Consider the following 15,618-nt stretch of genomic DNA (forward strand, 5'->3'; position numbering starts at 1 on the left):
TGTCGGCTGACATATTGTTTGCCGATGTCAACTGGGGGATGTTTGCCCAGGAAATATGAATCAGCCGGTTTGCGTGATCTTCGCGTTTCGGGGAGTGAAGGTCTTCCTGTGCTGTCAAGGGGCGCTGAAAGTGAGAGCGATGTGCGGCGGGCCGAGGCGGGCCCAGCGTGAGGCGGTAACGGTCATGTCGATATTCGTTGTGAGTGTGCTCCGTTCCGTCCTGTCGTGACGGTCCTTTCCGGCCTGTCAGCCGGGGCGGCGGGGGACGAGGGGAAGTCGATTCGGCGGGAAGAGGGAAAACGCCGCGTCGGCCTGTTCGGTTTTCGTGGACTTCGACGTTGAGGACGCGCTTTCGGGGCGGGGGAAGCACCGGGGCGCGACCGTCGGCGGTCGGGCGAGGGATGAGAGACGCAGGGACGATCCGGAATCGACGTGGGGGCGACGTCGTCGCTGGATCGTCCTTTTCTCGGTCATGACGTCCTCTGGAACGGGGAAGCGATAAAGGCGGTGGCCACTTCGGTCACACCTGTCGGTGGGGTTCCCTTCTTTCGGGGCGCACGGCGTTGGAACACATGATCGACGTATTGGACAACCTGGTTCAGGAACGGGGAGAGGGCACCCTTCGCTGAGGGAGAAAAGAATTGACTGTTCGGGCCAGAGAGACAACGTTGTCAGTCGGAACTCACACGAGGGGGCCAAAGGACGGGGAGGGGTACCACCTCGAACTTTCCACGGTTGAGACGGTCCCCGTCAGCTCGCTCCTTCCCGCGGACTCCCCACGGCGTCTCGGGGAGAGCGCCCAGCACATCCGTATGCTCTCCGACACGGAGGACACCCTCCCCCCGGTGATCGTGCACCGGGCCACCAGGCGGGTCATCGACGGGATGCACCGGCTGCAGGCGGCGATGGCACGCGGGGAGGAGAACATCCGCGTGCGGTTCTTCGACGGTGACGAGCACGACGCCTTCGTGGTCGCCGTCAAGGAGAACACCGTGCACGGCCTCCCGCTCTCCACCGCGGACCGGGTCGCCGCGGCCGCCAGGATCCTCCGCTCACACCCGCACTGGTCGGACAGGGCGATCGCCAAGATCTCCGGGCTGTCCGCGCGGAAGGTGGCCGACATCCGCCGCGCCGTACTCCCGCAGGACGCGCAGCCTACGGCGCGGCTGGGCCGTGACGGCAGGACGCGTCCGCTGGACGGCTCCGCGGGCCGGATCCGCGCCGCCGAACTGATCGTCAAGGAGCCACACGCCTCCCTGCGGAAGATCGCGCAGCAGGCGGGCATCTCACCCGGCACCGTACGGGACGTCCGTGACCGGCTGCGGCGTGGAGAGGACCCCCTTCCCCGGACACTGCGCCCGCGGACGGCCGAGGAGTTCGACGTCACGCCCGACGACTGGACGGGCGTGCAGACCAGGCCCTCCCCGAGCAGGTCACCCCTGCCTTCGGCCCCCGGCCCCGAGCGTGCCCACGGCCGCAGGTCGCCCCTGAACACCCTGATGAAGGACCCCTCCCTCAGGTCCGCGGAACGCGGCAGGCACCTCCTTCGCCTGCTCAGCGTCAGCGCCTCGCTCACCCAGTCGTCGGAGTGGCTGGTCGGCGTCGTCCCCGAGCACTGCGTCAACCTGGTCTGCCAGGTGGCCATGGAGAACGTGGCCGTGTGGGAGAAGTTCGTCGAGGACCTCCAGCGGCGAACCGTACGCTCTGGCTCCCGGACGTCGTAGCCCACTTTCCCCGGAGCGCCCCGATTATGGAGCGCTCCGGGGCTTCGGGCGGGCCCTGGAGAATCGTCCTATGGCTTCCCCAACGGTTCCGGTGCTGAGGCGGGTGCGCACCCTCGCGATCCTGGAGTGGGTCAACATCCCCCTCATCTCCTGGGTGCTGGTCGGCGTGCTGGGAGTGCCCCCGAGCCCAGCCAACCTGACCGGGCTTCTGCTGGTCCTGGTCGTGCTGGCCGAGGGCGGTGCGTACTGGTGGCTGAAGTTCGCCCAACTGACCTCGCGGTCGCCGGTTCCCCGTGGGATGGGCGCGTACCGCGTCCTGGCCCGCGTCAACCTCGCCCTGCTGGCGGGCGGAGCCGTCGTGGTCGGGGCGAGTCTCGCGGGTGGCGCTTCCGGGACCCGGATGTGGCCGGGGCTGGCGCTGTGGGTGTTCGCGGTGCTGGAGCACGTGAACTACTTCCACGTGCAACTCATGCACGACACCCGCGCCGACCTGGCCCGCCTGGTGAGAACCCGCCGCCTGCACCGCTCCCACCTGGCCCGCGACCTCGCCCGCCGAATTTGATTACCGGATATTTCCGGATATACGAATACGGGCACCCAAAAAACCGGCTTCTTTTGTTGATGATGATCGTTATACATTTCCGGGGCAATGTTGTTTTTCTTCCCCCGGAGGTTGTTTCATGTTTTTCCGCCCATCCAGTACGGCCGGCGCGGGTGCCTCCGCATACGCGCAGTATCGGGTGAAACTCGCCGAGGGGCGGACCCGGCGGCTGACACTGCGGGCGGGGCTCGTGCTGGCGAGCGCGATCGTGGTGGGCTGGCTGTGGGGCTGGCTGGCGGCCCTGGTGGTGGCGATCGTGGTCGGGGTCGTCGACACGGTCTACCGCTGGCGTCAGCATGAGGCCGTACGAACCTGGAGAAAGGGAGCGATCGGGGAGCGGCGCACCGCCAGAATGCTGCGCCCGCTCGGGCGGCGCGGATACACCGTGCTGCACGACCGCGCGCTCCCCAGCGGCAGGGCCAACGTCGACCACCTGGTGATCGGGACGACGGGCGTGTTCGTGGTGGACAGCAAGAACTGGCACCGGGGAAAGCGCCTGGTCAGACGCGGAAGGTCGGTCAGGGTCGGCGGCGCCTCCGGCGCGCAGATCGTCAGGTCCGTGGTCTACGAGGCGGGCCGGGTGTCCGAGACCCTAACCCGGAGCCTCGGCCGCCCCGTCACCGTCATCCCCGTGGTGGCCGTCCACGGAGCCGACATGCCACTGGTGCGGGTGGCGAAGGCGTCGGGCGTGCCGCTGTTGCGTGCCTCCCAGGTGCGTGGCTGGATCACCAGCCAACCGACGAAACTGAGCGTCGCCGAGGTCGCCGAAGTAAGCGCCACCGCCACCCGCCTCCTCCCGCCGTACATCACCTGACCTCCCACCCCGGCGGACACGCGCAGAAAGCCCGTGCCCGCCGTACGACACCTGGCCGTGTCCTCTCAGTGGGCACGGGTATCCCATCCGGGGCCTTCTCAGTCAGGCGCATGGGACTCAGCCGGGCGGATTCACGGACCCGTGCCCGCCGGGTGCCACCTGATCCCATCCGCGGCCTTCTCCGTCAGGCGCACCCGAGAAGCCCGCGCCAGCCGTACCTCACCTGGCGCTCTCAGCCGAGCAGGTCGCGGAGCCGGGCGCACTCGCGGACGAAGCGGCTTCTGCCACCTCGCGCCGCGTGGGCCGTGACGGCCGGGATCTCGCCCTTGGCGCCGGTCCGAACCGCCAGGTCGGCGGTGAAGGCCACCAGTTCGGAGTGGACGACGGTCGGCCGTTCCCCCTCGTCCGGCAGCAGCATCGGCGTCATGACCCTGAGGATCTCCCAGACCTGCTCGTGCGCGCCCTGGTGGGCGGCCTCGGTGAGAACCTTCAGCAACGGACGGGTCTCGAACCAGGTGCGCCGGACCAGGTATCCGAGCTGACGGCCGACCGCCTCACCGTCCAGGTCTTCCCTGGCGGCCATCAACAGCAGCGACCGCACCGCCTCCTGGCGCTCGGCGGCCAGGAAGTAGGCCAGGACGAGCGCGGTCGCCTCCCCGACGGGGCCGTTCGCCTGGGTCAGGGCCACGAGGTGCGCTGGATACACCCCCGCGCGGTTCCACTGGTAGAGCAGGTGGGGCAGGTAGTTGACGGCGACGACCTCGCGGTGCGACGGCAGCGTCGCGGGCCACCAGTCGACGGCGTAACCGTGGCCGTCCCCGCGCCGGGACGACGGCTCGCGGAGCAGCTCGTCGATGAGGTCGTGCCCGGTCGGCTTGGCACGCAACACGGGTATCAGCCGGGCAGTCGCCTCGTATCTCAGCTCGTCCTCGCGGAAGTCGTGATCCCTCGCGTGCTTGCCGTACCCCCACTTCAGGCCCGTCTCGGGGTCGGGCAGACCGCCCTCGGCCAGCCAGGTGGCGACGGACGCCGCAGCCCGCGACCCCACCCGGGCGGCCCGCTCCGCGGCCTCGGCGTCGCGTCTTCTCGGCAGCCGCAGCAGCGCCTGCTGCAGGTCGGCGGAGAGCGGTTCGACCCCCGCCGCCGCGCAGATCTCCAGCCGCTCGATCAGCACGTCGGGGGAGAGGTGCCCGGTCATCGACGTGGGCGTCGCCAGCAGCACGGGCGGCAACGTCCCCTCCCGCAGCGCGACGTACAGCTCGCTGAGCCGTCGCAGCAGGAACATGTGCGGCCCCGAGACGCTCCGAGGATCGGGCAACCGGCGCTCGACCCGCTCGGGCGGGGACGCGGGCAGCCCGTCACGGACCGCCGCCACCAGCTCCTCCGAGGCTCCGAGCTTCGAGATCTGGCGGAAGAGGTTATTCCACACCTGTTTGGTCAGGTCGGTGAACGCCCGTCCGGGAACGTCGGTCTCCTTCTCGCCGGTCACGGAGAAGCCTGTGCCCTCAGGAACGTCGGGGTCGCTTCCTGAGGCGATGACCTCCTTGGCGAGGGCGGCGATCCACTGGGGAGCGTCGCGCCACCGCTTCATCTCATGCAACTGGGAGAAGACATCGCCGAAGACGGGTTCCAGCCGCGCGCGCAGGGCCGTACGGTCGCCCCCCGCCTGCTCGACGAAGGCGGCGAGCCACTGCTCGCTCTTCACCCAGTCGTGGAGATCCCATTCGTTCACCTCCAGAGAGGGGGCGGGGAAGGGGCCGGGCTTCTCGACGACGGGCAACGCCACGGGGACGAACGGTTCTGGCGCCTCCGGCTCCGCGACTTCGCCGCCGAACACCGCTGCCACCTGCGCACCGAGTTCGGCGGGCAGCAGCCCGACGGCCTCGGTGATCACCGCGGCTCCGGCCTCGAAGGCGGCGGCGTGCTTGACGGCGATCCGGGCCGCGCGGCGCTGGACGTCGTAGGAGGTGTGCGCGAACGCCGTGGCCAGCGCGGAGGCCGTCTCCCCGACCAGCGTCGGCGCCCGCCGTACCTCCTGGTCGAGCCAGCGCAGGCCCGCCTCGGCCAGCTTGGTCTCGGAACGGAAGATCAGCGCGTCGACCGCCTCGGCGACGTCGGCCTCGTCGTGCGGGCCGCTCCGGCGGACCTGGTCGAGCGCCAGCGTGGCGACCGTGCTGGGAGCGGTGGGCAGCAGCCGCAGGTAGTCACGCGTCCGCGCGGCGACCTCGTGCGGCTCCGGCGCGAGGAGTTCGTGCAACCGTACGAAGAACCGCAGGTCAACGGCATCGCCACCCCGCAGGAAGCGGCTCACACAGCCGTCGATGACCTCGGCGCGCGACAGCCGCCCGTCCGCGAGCAACTGCTTGAACAGGGCGAGCCACGGCGTGGGCGTGGGCGTCGCCCGCTCCTCCATGAGCGTACGGCCCGCACCCTGCGCCTCGAAGATCCTGGGAAGCAGCGGACCGACCAGCGGATCGTCGTCCACCACCCCCGCGAAGAGCCAGGCCACCACGAGCGGATCGTGGTTGGGCGGCTCCCCCTGGACAGCGCGCAGCAGGGCCAACGCCAGCGGGGCGATCGGGTCGTTCGCCCTGCGGATCTTCTTGGCGAGCCGGGCCGCCACATCGGCGCGCCAGGCCTCGGGCCTGCCGGCCAGCGCCGTGACCAGGTGGCCGGGTTCCAACTGCGGCCCCCACCGTACGGCGAACTCGCGGCGGGTCAGCCAGGCGACCGCGGCGGCGGCACCCGAGATCGTGCCCACCCCCACGATCCGCAGCGACGGCCCCAACGGGAGGAGCACGTCACCGACCGCCTCGCGCTCCTCCCACGGCTGGGGTTCCCCCTGCTTCGCACGGACCCGCTCCACGGCGACCTGCCGCACCTCATCGAGGAACTCCGGCAACCTACGAGCCACCTCAGCCCGCTCCGCCTCCCCCAGAGCCCCCACCCGCTCAGCCAACTCCCGAGCCCTCCGCCTGGCGACAAGCCCCCGAACCTCCCCCCAAACACCCTCGTCCCCACCCGACCGCCGCACACTCGTCATAGCCAGGACCCTAGAGATCGTCCCCGACAGATTTCGTCACGTGACCTTCCAACCTGGTCGTACCAGGCCCGCCTCGTAGGCGGTGATGACGAGTTGGATCCGGTCGCGGGCTTCGAGCTTGGTCATGACACGGCTGACATGCGTTTTGGCGGTCGCGGGACTGCAGTGGACGTAATCGGCGATCTCGTGGTTGGACAGCCCCCGTGCCACCAGGACGAGCACCTCGCGCTCGCGGTCGGTGAGCCGCTCCAGCGCGGGAAAGGAGACGGGGTCACCGCTGCGGTTGACGTACTCCTCGATGAGCCGCCGTGTCACCGTCGGCGCCAGCAGGGCCTCACCCGCCGCGACCACGCGCACCGCCTCCAGCAGTTTCGGCGGCTCTATGTCCTTGACGAGGAACCCGACGGCCCCGGCACGCAGGCCCTTGAAGACGTAGTCGTCGTTCTCGAACGTGGTCAGGAGGGCGACACGGACGCGGTCGAGGCGTTGGTCGCCGGTGATTCTCCGGGTCGCCTCGATACCGTCCAGGCCGGGCATGCGGATGTCCATGAGGACGACGTGCGGCCGGAGCGCGTCTGCCATCTCAACGGCATGGTCGCCACGGCCCGCCTCCCCGATCACCTCCATGCCCTCTTCGGAGTCGAGCAGTGCGCGCAGGCCCATGCGAACCAGTGGTTGGTCGTCGGCGAGCAGGACGCGGATCATGTTTCGTGCCGTCTCAGCGGGAGGTGGGCCTCCACCACGAAACCTCGTTCGCGACCCGGGGCCGCCGTGAACCGGCCGGAGACGGCCATCGCTCTCTCCCGCATCCCCACCAGTCCGTTTCCCGGCGTGTGGCCGGTCTCCGGGACGCCCCGTCCGTCGTCCTCTATCCGTACCAGCAGGTCGTGGTCGCCGAAGCGCAGGCTGACCCGGGCGCTCTCCGCGCCGGAGTGGCGGATCACGTTGGTGAGCGATTCCTGCACGATGCGGTAGGCCGTGAGGTCGATGTCCGGGGGAAGGTCGGCGATCGGTTCCCGGACGTCCAGTTCGACACGCACCTGTCCGGCCACGGTCCTGCGCACCAGGTCGTCGAGGTGCCGGATCGTCGGAGGGGGTGTCATCGGGGATTCCTCGTCCACGCGGCGGAGTACGTCGAGGATCGAGCGTATTTCGACGAACACGTCCTTGGTCGCCTGTCTGATCGTGGTCACCGCGATCCGGGCCTGCTCGGGATTCCTGTCGAGAAGATGAGCGGCCACACCTGCCTGCACATTGATCACCGAGATGCTGTGCGCCAGCACGTCATGGAGTTCACGGGCGATGCGCAGCCGCTCCTCGTCCGCCCGGCGCCGTGCCTCCCGCTCACGGTCGATCTCGGCGTGGCGGGCCCGTTCGCGGGCCACCTCAAGCTGCTCCGTCCGGCTGCGTGACACCTCACCGACCACGATGATCACCAGGATCCAGACGACCAGCCAGACACTTCCCTCGCGGCTGGCGCTCTCCTGCCCGTACCGGCCGACGAGGAAGACCCCGGCGAGATAGGCGCCCGCACCGAGGAGCCCGGCGGCCCGGCGCCCACTCGCCGTCGCCGTGTAGACCGCCAGGGCCGGGGCGACGGTGAAGGCTCCGCTGGCGTAGCCGAGACGGTAGTAGACAAGCGAGCAGAGCATGGTCAGCACCATGACCCGTACCGGGAAGCGCCGCCGGAACGTCAGGAACGCCGCGCTGAGCGTCAGCAGCAGACAGCCGAACCACCCCGGTGGGCTGCCGCCGATGAAGGTCCCGGCCATGACGGTGGAGACGGCGACAACGAGCGCCAGGACGCCGTCGAGGCGGAGGTCCCGTGGCACACGGCGCCAATGCGTACGACCCACCTGGACCACGGTACGCGGTGGAGCGGGACGTTCCACGAGGAGCAGGAGGCCGTACATCCCGGGGTGCGAAAAGGACATCCGCATCGGCCCAGGGGTGTAGGCGACGAGCACCCCAGGACCGATGACGCGGGACGCGGGGGCCGGGCAGCCTGGGCCGTACATGAGACATTCCGACATCGGGGAAGAGATGGACACCCTGCTGCTCGCCAGACTCCAGTTCGCCACCACGGCGTCGACGCACTTCCTGTTCGTCTCCCTGTCGCTCGGGCTCGTGGTGTTCGTCGTCGCCATGGAGACGGCGTACGTGGTCACCGGACGTGCGCTGTTCGAGCGCATGACGAAGTTCTGGGGACGGTTGTACGTCGTCAACTACGGCGTGGGCATCATCGGCGGCATCGTCATGGAACTACAGCTCGGACTGAACTGGAGCGGCCTGACGCAAGCCTTCGGCGACGCTTTCGGCGGCGCTCTGGCGATGGAGACCCTGGTCGCCTTCTTCGTCGAGGCGACCCTGCTGGGGGCCTGGATCTTCGGGTGGGGAGTGCTGGGCAGGAAGACGCATCTCGTCCTGATCTGGCTCGTGGCGATCACCGCCTACGTGTCGGCGATGTGGATCCTCGCCGCGAACGCGTTCCTCCAGCATCCGATCGGCGACACCCATCTCACCGGCTTCGGCGCGCTGCTGAGCAATCCGAACCTGTGGGACGCCTTCCTGCACGTCGCCGCCGCATCACTGGTCGTCGGCTCGGTGTTCGTCGCCGGTGTGAGCGCCTGGCACCTCATCAGGCGCACCGAAGAGGCGACGTTCTTCAGGCGGTCACTCCGTATGGCCGTCGCGGTCCTGCCGGTCGGAACGTTCGCCGCCGTCCACTGGGGCATGCTGCAGATCCTGGTCATCACGGCGAACCAGCCGATGAAGCTCGCGGTCATGGAGGGCGATCCGGCACGGATGGCGAACCTCCAACGACAGCTCACCGAGGCGTACGGCCCCGGCGACTACGTGCCACCGCAGTGGATCGAGACCGCCTTCCAGGTGATGACGCAGGCGGGCTTCGGACTGGTGCTCCTGTCCGTCGTCCTGGTGGTGCTGCTCCGTCGCGACTGGCTGATCCGGCTCAGGGTTCCCCTCTACGCACTGGTCGCCGTGATCCCGGTGCCCTTCGCGCTGGTCGTCCTCGGATGGCTGGTGCGCGAGGTGGGCCGTCAGCCCTGGACTGTTTACGGCCTGCTCAGCACCGGGGAGGCGGTGACGGACGTGCCCGCCGGTGCCGTTCTTGTGTCCTTCGTCGCGACCACCCTGGTGATGCTCGCGCTGGTCGTGACCGGTTACTGGCTGATCGCCCGGTTGGCCCGCAGAGGACCGGAGGACGACACCTTCGGCTCGCGGCTCGAAACCCTCGAACCGGTCGGCACGACCGCCCTCTGACACCGCTCATCCCGGAGCCTCATCTCAGGAGCCGAACATGGACCTCGCCTGGTACGGCCTGCTTGGCACGCTCTTCGGGGGCTATCTGGCGCTCGACGGAACCGCCATCGGTGCGGGCATACTGCTCCGTGCGAGCGGGTACGGCGAGCGGGCCCGACGTGCGACGATCACCTCGTTCGGACCGTTCTTCCTCGGCAACGAAGTGTGGCTGGTGATGACCGTCGCGACACTGCTGGCGGTGTTCCCCCGTCTGGAGGGCCTCCTTTTCCACGGCCACTACCCCCTGATCGTCGCCGTGCTGCTGATATGGCTGGTCAGGGATGGTTCGGTCTGGTTCCGCAGCCGGGTGGAGCGGCCGGGCTGGCGCAGGGGTTGGGACCGTGTTCTGGTCGGGACGAGCGTCGCCTTCGCCGCCGGTCTCGGTCTTCTCGTCGGCAACCTGCTGGTCGCGGTTCCCGGCGCGGGGACGGTCTGGATGCCTTTCGGGTGGTACCCCCTTCTGTGGGCGTTGACGACGGTCAGCGTTTTCACCGTCCACGGGGCGTCGTTCCTGGCGGTACGGATGCCGGACGATCTCGCGAGGGCATCTGTACGGACAGTCCGGCGATGGGCTTCTCCCGCTGCGGCACTGACCGCCGTCGCAGTGGTCTTGGGGGGTGTGATCCAGTCAGGGGCAGTTACGGTCGTCACCGGGGCGCCGGCCGTACTGGCACTGTTCGCCGCAGGCAGGGTCGTCACCGGCCGTCCGCGCTTCGCGCTGCTCCTGACCGCCCTGGCGGCGGCGACTCCCGCCGCACTCGTCGGCGTCCGGCTGCTACCGGCCGCCGAACGCTCATTCGCCACCGAAGCCGCGTTGGCGACCCTGGAAGGCCCTCTCACAATCGTTTTGCCAGCCGTCGCGGCACTGCAACTGTGGACCTGGTGGGTGTTCCTGCGACGGATCGACTCCCGCACGACGGTCTTCTTCTGACAGCCGGTCGTGGACCGGGGGAGCGGGGCACTGCCCACGCGTGGAAGCCGACATTCCTCGGAATGTGCTCAGGGGAGGCGATGCCGCCTTTCAGAGGCTGCCCGCCGATTCCTTGGTGAGAGGCGGAAACGGGACACCTTTCCGAGCCTTCTTGCTGCTGTGTCCAGGGAATAATAGAGCGCGTTTTCGGCCACTTGGACTCAGCGGTAAGCATGTTGCCTCTATGGCCAGACTGCCCTGTCCTGGCTGGTTAACTGTATTCTGGGCGGCCTGATCTCAGTGAATCCGAGGTGTTGAGAGCCCCTCTCCATTGCTTCTCCGCCTGACATCTTTCTCCGGCCTGGTTGAGTGTCGTCAAGAAGTTCTTCTTTCATTTTCCACCGAGTACGCGCGCCCACAATTCCGGTAGGCCCGTCAGCGGTTCCCCCCGGCACAGTGGCCCGCCTCACGATGGGTGCACAGAGCCTGTTCGGCGTTCGGCTTCCCCTGACCTGTGCGAAGCCTGGGGAACCACACCGTCTCAAGGAAATAGGCTCGGCGTGTTGTCGCAGGTGAACAGCGTCTCCGATGTCGTTGAGACGGTCTCTCGGCCGAGCGGTGTGACTGTATGGCGGGTCCCTGACCATGGGTGGCGGTTTCGTCCCATATCCTGCCGACGAGTGGCTTCACGGTTACCGGTTTTCCGGGAACCGTGAGGAGAAAGGCCAAAAGACGCTGTTCCCTGACCTGCCTAAAGTCGTGACGTTGTTCGCTGGGCCATAGCCCAACTGAGCCAAGAATGCGAAGTTCAATTCGAGCATCTTTTTGGAGCGTCGGTGTAAATATGAGATTTTTTCATTGGAGTTTGAGGAATCCGGGCATAGCAAACCGATTCCGCATCTCATCTTTTCCCCAGTGGGCCCTTACGGGATCACGCAGGTTTCCGCAAGGTCGGACGGTGAAGCTCTGGTTGATGAGCTCCGTCCGCCGCGAAGACCGGATGAATCCAAGAGGGTGAAGCAGGAAAATGTCCGATCGTGAATGGAACAGGGTCACCATCGGGCTCGACGCCCATCGATGGGTGACGCGCAGAGACTGCAAGACAATCCTGGCGGTCGTCCACACCGTAACCTCGGGACAGCGTCTGCTGGATACGATTCGCCTGATCGAGTCGGATCTGAGGGTTCAGGTCGTCTTCACCATGGCCCCAGACGTCTTCAACAATGGGGTGGAACAGTTCATCGAAGGGCTGGGCGGTGTCGTGATTCCCTGGCTGCAGGCCACACAGCAGCGTTTCGACCTCGCTCTCTCCGCGAGCCTCGGATCGATCCACGAGATCCACGCGCCGCTGGTCGTCATGCCGCACGGCGCGGGCTTCAACAAGCTGGTGCCTGCCAGGAACGGAGCAAAGGCGGAGGACCGCGCGCCGTACGGGCTCGATGCCCAGCGGTTGATGCGCGACGGCGTCGTACTGCCCACGGCGATCACCCTGCCGCACGAGGCCGAGGTCAAACGGCTGGCCCGTACGTGTCCGCAGGCGCTTCCCGTCGCGGAGGTCGTCGGTGACTCCTCTTATGACCGGCTGGTGGCGAGTCTGCCGCACCGGGACACCTACCGGCAAGCGTTGCGAGTTGACCCGGGCCAGAAGCTGGTCGTGGTCACCTCGACCTGGGGGCCTCAGTCACTGTTCGGCAAGCACGCCTCCCTGCTGCCGCGCCTGCTCGCCGAACTGCCACGCGAGGAGTTCCGCGTCGTGGCGCTCTTCCACCCCAATATCTGGTTTGTGCACGGCATCTGGCAGGTGCGGGCCTGGCTCGCCGGCCACCTGCGGGATGGTCTGACTCTGATTCCGCCCGACGATGACTGGCGCGCGGTCCTCGCCGCCGCTGACTGGATCATCGGCGACCACGGCTCTGTCACCCTGTACGGCGCCGCCACCGGCAAGCCCGTCATGCTGGCCGGGTTCCCGCACGCGGACGTGGACCCGGCCTCCGCCCTAGCCAGGCTGGCGGCCGTCACTCCTCGAATCTCCCAGCGCGGATCGCTGCGTGATCAGCTTGACAGGACAGCCAAGAAGATGCGGCCCGGCCACTACCGGTCCGTCATCGAGCAGATCACTTCAGAGCCCGGCCGTTTCGACCACAACATGCGCTGTCTCATGTACCGCTTGATGAAGCTACAGCAGCCCGAACGCGTCCTCGTGATTCCGCCGGTGCCGGCTCCCAGCCTCGCCACGTGATAGGAGCCGCATGACACGCCGGATCGTCGTCGCGGGCGTGGTTAGCCTCTATATGTCGGTGGGTGTGACGGAGTTCCCCGTGCGGTACGCCTCCACCTCCTCCCCCCGATGGATCGCCACCGGGGTCTCCGGGGCGGCCGGACACATCGCACGCATCCTTAAGAAACTGGGAGATGACGTTCGTCTGTGTACGGTGGTGGGCCGTGACCTGCCCGGCCTCGGCATAGCGGTCGAACTTGGCAAAGAAGGCCTGCTTGGGCCCGGGATCGTCGAGGAGGCCGAATCGTCGGTGGGGGTGACGCTCGTCAGCTCCGACGGTCGCCGGATGGGTTTCCCTCACCTGGCTCCGGTGAACACCGTCCCTTACCCTGTGGACCTGCTTGAGGCGAATGCCCATGATGCCGACCTGCTGGTTCTGACGAACGCCAAGTTTGTCCGTGACCTGGTCGAGCCCGCCTCCCGGCTCGGTATCCCCATCGCCGTGGACGTCCACCTCATCTCCGACCTCGATGGCGAGTACAACCGTCCGTGGCTGGAGGCGGCGACGATCGTCTTCTGCAGTGACGAGCGGCTGCCCGATCCGCCGGAGGTGTGGGTGCGGCGGCTGTTCGACCGCTACCCGCGCTGCCGGCTGGCGGGGGTCGGCCTGGGCAGCTGGGGAGCGCTGCTCGCCACCAGGGAGGGAACACTCGTCCGAGTGGAGGCGGTGGCGCCTCGCGGGGTCGTCAACACCACCGGCGCGGGCGACGCGCTGTTCGCCACCTTCCTGCACTTCTGGAGTGAGACGAAGGATCCGATCCAGTCATTGCGGCTGGCGGTGGTGCACGCGGGCTGGAAGATCGGCGACCCCGCGCCGGCCACCGCGTCCCTGATCCCCGAGGAACTGTCGGCCCTCGACGCCTCCCACACGCCCAACACTGTTGTCGGGCGCTGGGACACCTGAACCACTACCTTTGGGCGTTGGTACGGCGTGCCTTTCCTGTTACTGGGCCAGTCGTGCCAGGCGCTCCTCTAACCGTCTGCTTCGTCCACCGCTGCGGGAAAGGACACGCTGGGCCTCCTCATAGAGGTCCCGTGCCTCCTGCTTGCGGCACTCCTGCAGGGCGAGGTCCCCCAGCACCTGTAGGGCCTGCACCCTTGTCAGTGTTGAACCGAGTCCTTTCATTTCTTCCAGCCCCTGATTGATAAGGGCAACTCCCGATTTCCCGCCCTGGGCACTGCCGAGAAGGATACGCGCCCGTGCCCGGTTGTATGGGTCATCTACTCCGATGAGCAGATTCTCTGCCTCTGTCAGGCAGTCAATAGCCTCGGCCGTTTTTCCTAGCTCGATCAGCGCTTCACTGAGATCACACAGCAGAAGTGCGATCTTGCGTGGTTCCTTCGCCGTGCGGTACTCGTCCAGTGATTCCCGGAACAGTGTGACAGCCTCCTCGACATGGCCCCGATCCAGTTTGATCAGTCCCAGATTGCGTATACTGCCCGATATCCGGTACCGATTCCCCTGCCTGTGCCAGATTTTCAGCGCCGCGTGGAAGGCGGCAGTGGCCTCATCGAGTTGTCCGACGGAGCGGTGCGCCAGCCCGGTGCGGTTCAGCATCTTGGCCTCGGCCACGGGGTCCGCGCAGGCTCGTGCCGCCTCAAGGCCCATCTTGGCGACCTCAAGACGCTCGTCGTGGCGACCGCGATAGAGGAACAGAGGCCATAGCGCACCCACCAACTGCCATGCCGTGGGAAACAGTCGCCGATCGAGGGCCACACGTATAGCCGCTCTGAGATTGGGGAATTCGTTGTCGAGCCAGTTGAGAGCCTGTGCTCGGTTGGTGAAGACGAGGGGTTCGGTGGGTTCGTTGACTACGGCGTTGAAATTGGACTTGCTGTAGGGGGCAACCACTCGGTTCACGGTTACGGCGGTGAACAGGAACCAGTCGACCGCTCTGTGCACGGTCTGTTCGCGGATCTCTTCGGGATCATCTTGTTCAGCCATTTCCCAGGCGTGTAACCGGATCAGGTCGTGGAAGCGGTAGTTGCCCCCAGGTGCGTCGTCGAGCAGGTTGGCATCGGTCAGGATCTCGAGCAGCGGTTGGACCTGGGCATGCGGCAGTGCGATCATCGCGGCGGCCGACCAGCTGTCGAAGGTGGTGCCGGGGAAGAGTCCAAGCCGTCGGTAGAGTCTTCTGACGTTCTCGGACGAGAGCCTGTTGTAGGAGAGTGCGAGGGTCGCCTGAACTTTCATGTCGTCCTCGCCACCGACCGACAACTCCGCCAATCTCTGCCGTTCGTGGGACAAAGCCTTCACCATTTCGGAGAGGGACCAACGCGGCCTGGTAGCCAGTCGGGCTCCCGTGATGCACAGTGCGAGCGGTAGCCGGGCACACAATTCGACCAGCTTCTCCGCGGACTGCCGCTCGGCGTCAACTCGGTTGTCGTCGATGACGCGTTTCAGCAGTTCAAACGCAGCCTCTGACCTGAGCTGCTCAAGCTGTACGCCTCGGGCACCTCGCATCAGCAGCCCTGCCAGGCGCCACCGGCTGGTGACGATCGTGATGCTGTCCGCCGAGGCGGGCAGCAGGGGGATCACCTGCGCTGCTGATGCCGCGTTATCCAGCACGACCAACAGGCGACGCCGACTCACCAGCGACTGGTAGAACGCGGAACGTTCAGCAAGCTCAGGGGGAATGCGTTTGGGCTCGATTCCGAATGCGCGGATGAACCGCTCCAGGACCTCGGTCGGTTGTACGGGCTCGTTGATCGCATGCCCTTGCAGGTCGGCGAAGAGTTGGCCGTCAGGGAAGTCGATCTGTTCCCTATGCGACCAGTGCAGTGCCACCGCCGTCTTGCCTATGCCTGCGGGACCGCTGACCACCGCGACCCTGGGCGCCCCCGCGCTATGGATCTTGTCCAGCAGGGTGAGTGCCTCGTCACGGCCCACAAGAGCACGGTTGGCCGGAAGCTGGCGGGGTGGGGGG

At 67.2% G+C, this 15,618-nt stretch carries 11 protein-coding genes; 7 read left to right on the top strand and 4 right to left on the bottom strand.

The genetic code is table 11. The features are described 5' to 3' along the window. Positions 1-812 precede the first annotated feature (812 nt). The 3 genes from FHS44_RS29545 (at position 813) to FHS44_RS41960 (ending at position 3,139) form a co-directional block, all read left to right on the top strand. Positions 813-1,724 carry a ParB/RepB/Spo0J family partition protein gene (locus FHS44_RS29545; protein WP_446697307.1) on the top strand — a complete coding sequence of 304 codons (912 nt, stop codon included), beginning with the start codon at positions 813-815 and terminating at the stop codon, positions 1,722-1,724. Between the two features lie 70 nt (positions 1,725-1,794). Then, positions 1,795-2,286 (top strand): hypothetical protein, encoded by a 492-nt coding sequence (locus FHS44_RS29550; protein ID WP_184720584.1) that lies wholly within the window; start codon positions 1,795-1,797, stop codon positions 2,284-2,286. A 178-nt stretch (positions 2,287-2,464) separates the two neighbouring features. Then, on the top strand, positions 2,465-3,139 hold the full coding sequence (locus FHS44_RS41960) for a nuclease-related domain-containing protein (protein ID WP_184720586.1): 675 nt from the start codon (positions 2,465-2,467) through the stop codon (positions 3,137-3,139). 232 nt (positions 3,140-3,371) lie between these two features. Here the strand turns inward: FHS44_RS41960 and FHS44_RS29560 are convergent, their stop codons facing one another. From FHS44_RS29560 to FHS44_RS29570, 3 genes are all read right to left on the bottom strand, one after another. Further along, positions 3,372-6,053 carry a DUF7824 domain-containing protein gene (locus FHS44_RS29560; protein ID WP_184720588.1) on the bottom strand — a complete coding sequence of 894 codons (2,682 nt, stop codon included), beginning with the start codon at positions 6,051-6,053 and terminating at the stop codon, positions 3,372-3,374. Positions 6,054-6,218: 165 nt separating this feature from the next. After that, positions 6,219-6,887: a response regulator gene (locus FHS44_RS29565; protein ID WP_184720590.1), complete on the bottom strand. Its 669-nt coding sequence runs from the start codon at positions 6,885-6,887 to the stop codon at positions 6,219-6,221. Then, entirely contained in the window at positions 6,884-8,038 is a 1,155-nt protein-coding gene (locus tag FHS44_RS29570; RefSeq protein WP_184720592.1) for a sensor histidine kinase, read from the bottom strand. Before FHS44_RS29570 ends, FHS44_RS29565 begins: the two co-directional genes overlap by 4 nt. Positions 8,039-8,198: 160 nt before the next feature. Here FHS44_RS29570 and FHS44_RS29575 point away from each other — a divergent pair, with 160 nt between their 5' ends. From FHS44_RS29575 to FHS44_RS29590, 4 genes are all read left to right on the top strand, one after another. Continuing rightward, the gene (locus FHS44_RS29575) at positions 8,199-9,464 is read left to right on the top strand and encodes a cytochrome ubiquinol oxidase subunit I (protein ID WP_246436249.1); all 1,266 of its coding nucleotides are present in this window, start codon (positions 8,199-8,201) and stop codon (positions 9,462-9,464) included. A 37-nt stretch (positions 9,465-9,501) separates the two neighbouring features. Next, on the top strand, positions 9,502-10,434 hold the full coding sequence (locus tag FHS44_RS29580; protein WP_184720594.1) for a cytochrome d ubiquinol oxidase subunit II: 933 nt from the start codon (positions 9,502-9,504) through the stop codon (positions 10,432-10,434). Between the two features lie 1,006 nt (positions 10,435-11,440). After that, positions 11,441-12,652, top strand: a complete 1,212-nt coding sequence (locus FHS44_RS29585; RefSeq protein ID WP_221461466.1) for a glycosyltransferase family 28 protein — start codon at positions 11,441-11,443, stop codon at positions 12,650-12,652. Between the two features lie 10 nt (positions 12,653-12,662). Then, positions 12,663-13,595: a carbohydrate kinase family protein gene (locus tag FHS44_RS29590; RefSeq protein WP_184720596.1), complete on the top strand. Its 933-nt coding sequence runs from the start codon at positions 12,663-12,665 to the stop codon at positions 13,593-13,595. 39 nt (positions 13,596-13,634) lie between these two features. On the opposite strand, the gene FHS44_RS29595 is transcribed toward FHS44_RS29590, so the two are convergent. Further along, positions 13,635-15,581 (bottom strand): ATP-binding protein, encoded by a 1,947-nt coding sequence (locus tag FHS44_RS29595; RefSeq protein ID WP_184720598.1) that lies wholly within the window; start codon positions 15,579-15,581, stop codon positions 13,635-13,637. Between the last annotated feature and the right edge of the window lie 37 nt (positions 15,582-15,618).

This window comes from Streptosporangium saharense (genome assembly GCF_014203715.1).
GTDB lineage: Bacteria > Actinomycetota > Actinomycetes > Streptosporangiales > Streptosporangiaceae > Streptosporangium > Streptosporangium saharense.

Excerpts from the sequence above, each read along its gene's own strand:
- FHS44_RS29545 (WP_446697307.1), top strand. The coding sequence starts at position 813 with ATGCTCTCCGACACGGAGGACACCCTCCCCCCGGTGATCGTGCACCGG.
- FHS44_RS29550 (WP_184720584.1), top strand. The coding sequence starts at position 1,795 with ATGGCTTCCCCAACGGTTCCGGTGCTGAGGCGGGTGCGCACCCTCGCG.
- FHS44_RS29565 (WP_184720590.1), bottom strand. The coding sequence starts at position 6,887 with ATGATCCGCGTCCTGCTCGCCGACGACCAACCACTGGTTCGCATGGGC.
- FHS44_RS29575 (WP_246436249.1), top strand. The coding sequence starts at position 8,199 with ATGAGACATTCCGACATCGGGGAAGAGATGGACACCCTGCTGCTCGCC.
- FHS44_RS29580 (WP_184720594.1), top strand. The coding sequence starts at position 9,502 with ATGGACCTCGCCTGGTACGGCCTGCTTGGCACGCTCTTCGGGGGCTAT.
- FHS44_RS29585 (WP_221461466.1), top strand. The coding sequence starts at position 11,441 with ATGTCCGATCGTGAATGGAACAGGGTCACCATCGGGCTCGACGCCCAT.
- FHS44_RS29590 (WP_184720596.1), top strand. The coding sequence starts at position 12,663 with ATGACACGCCGGATCGTCGTCGCGGGCGTGGTTAGCCTCTATATGTCG.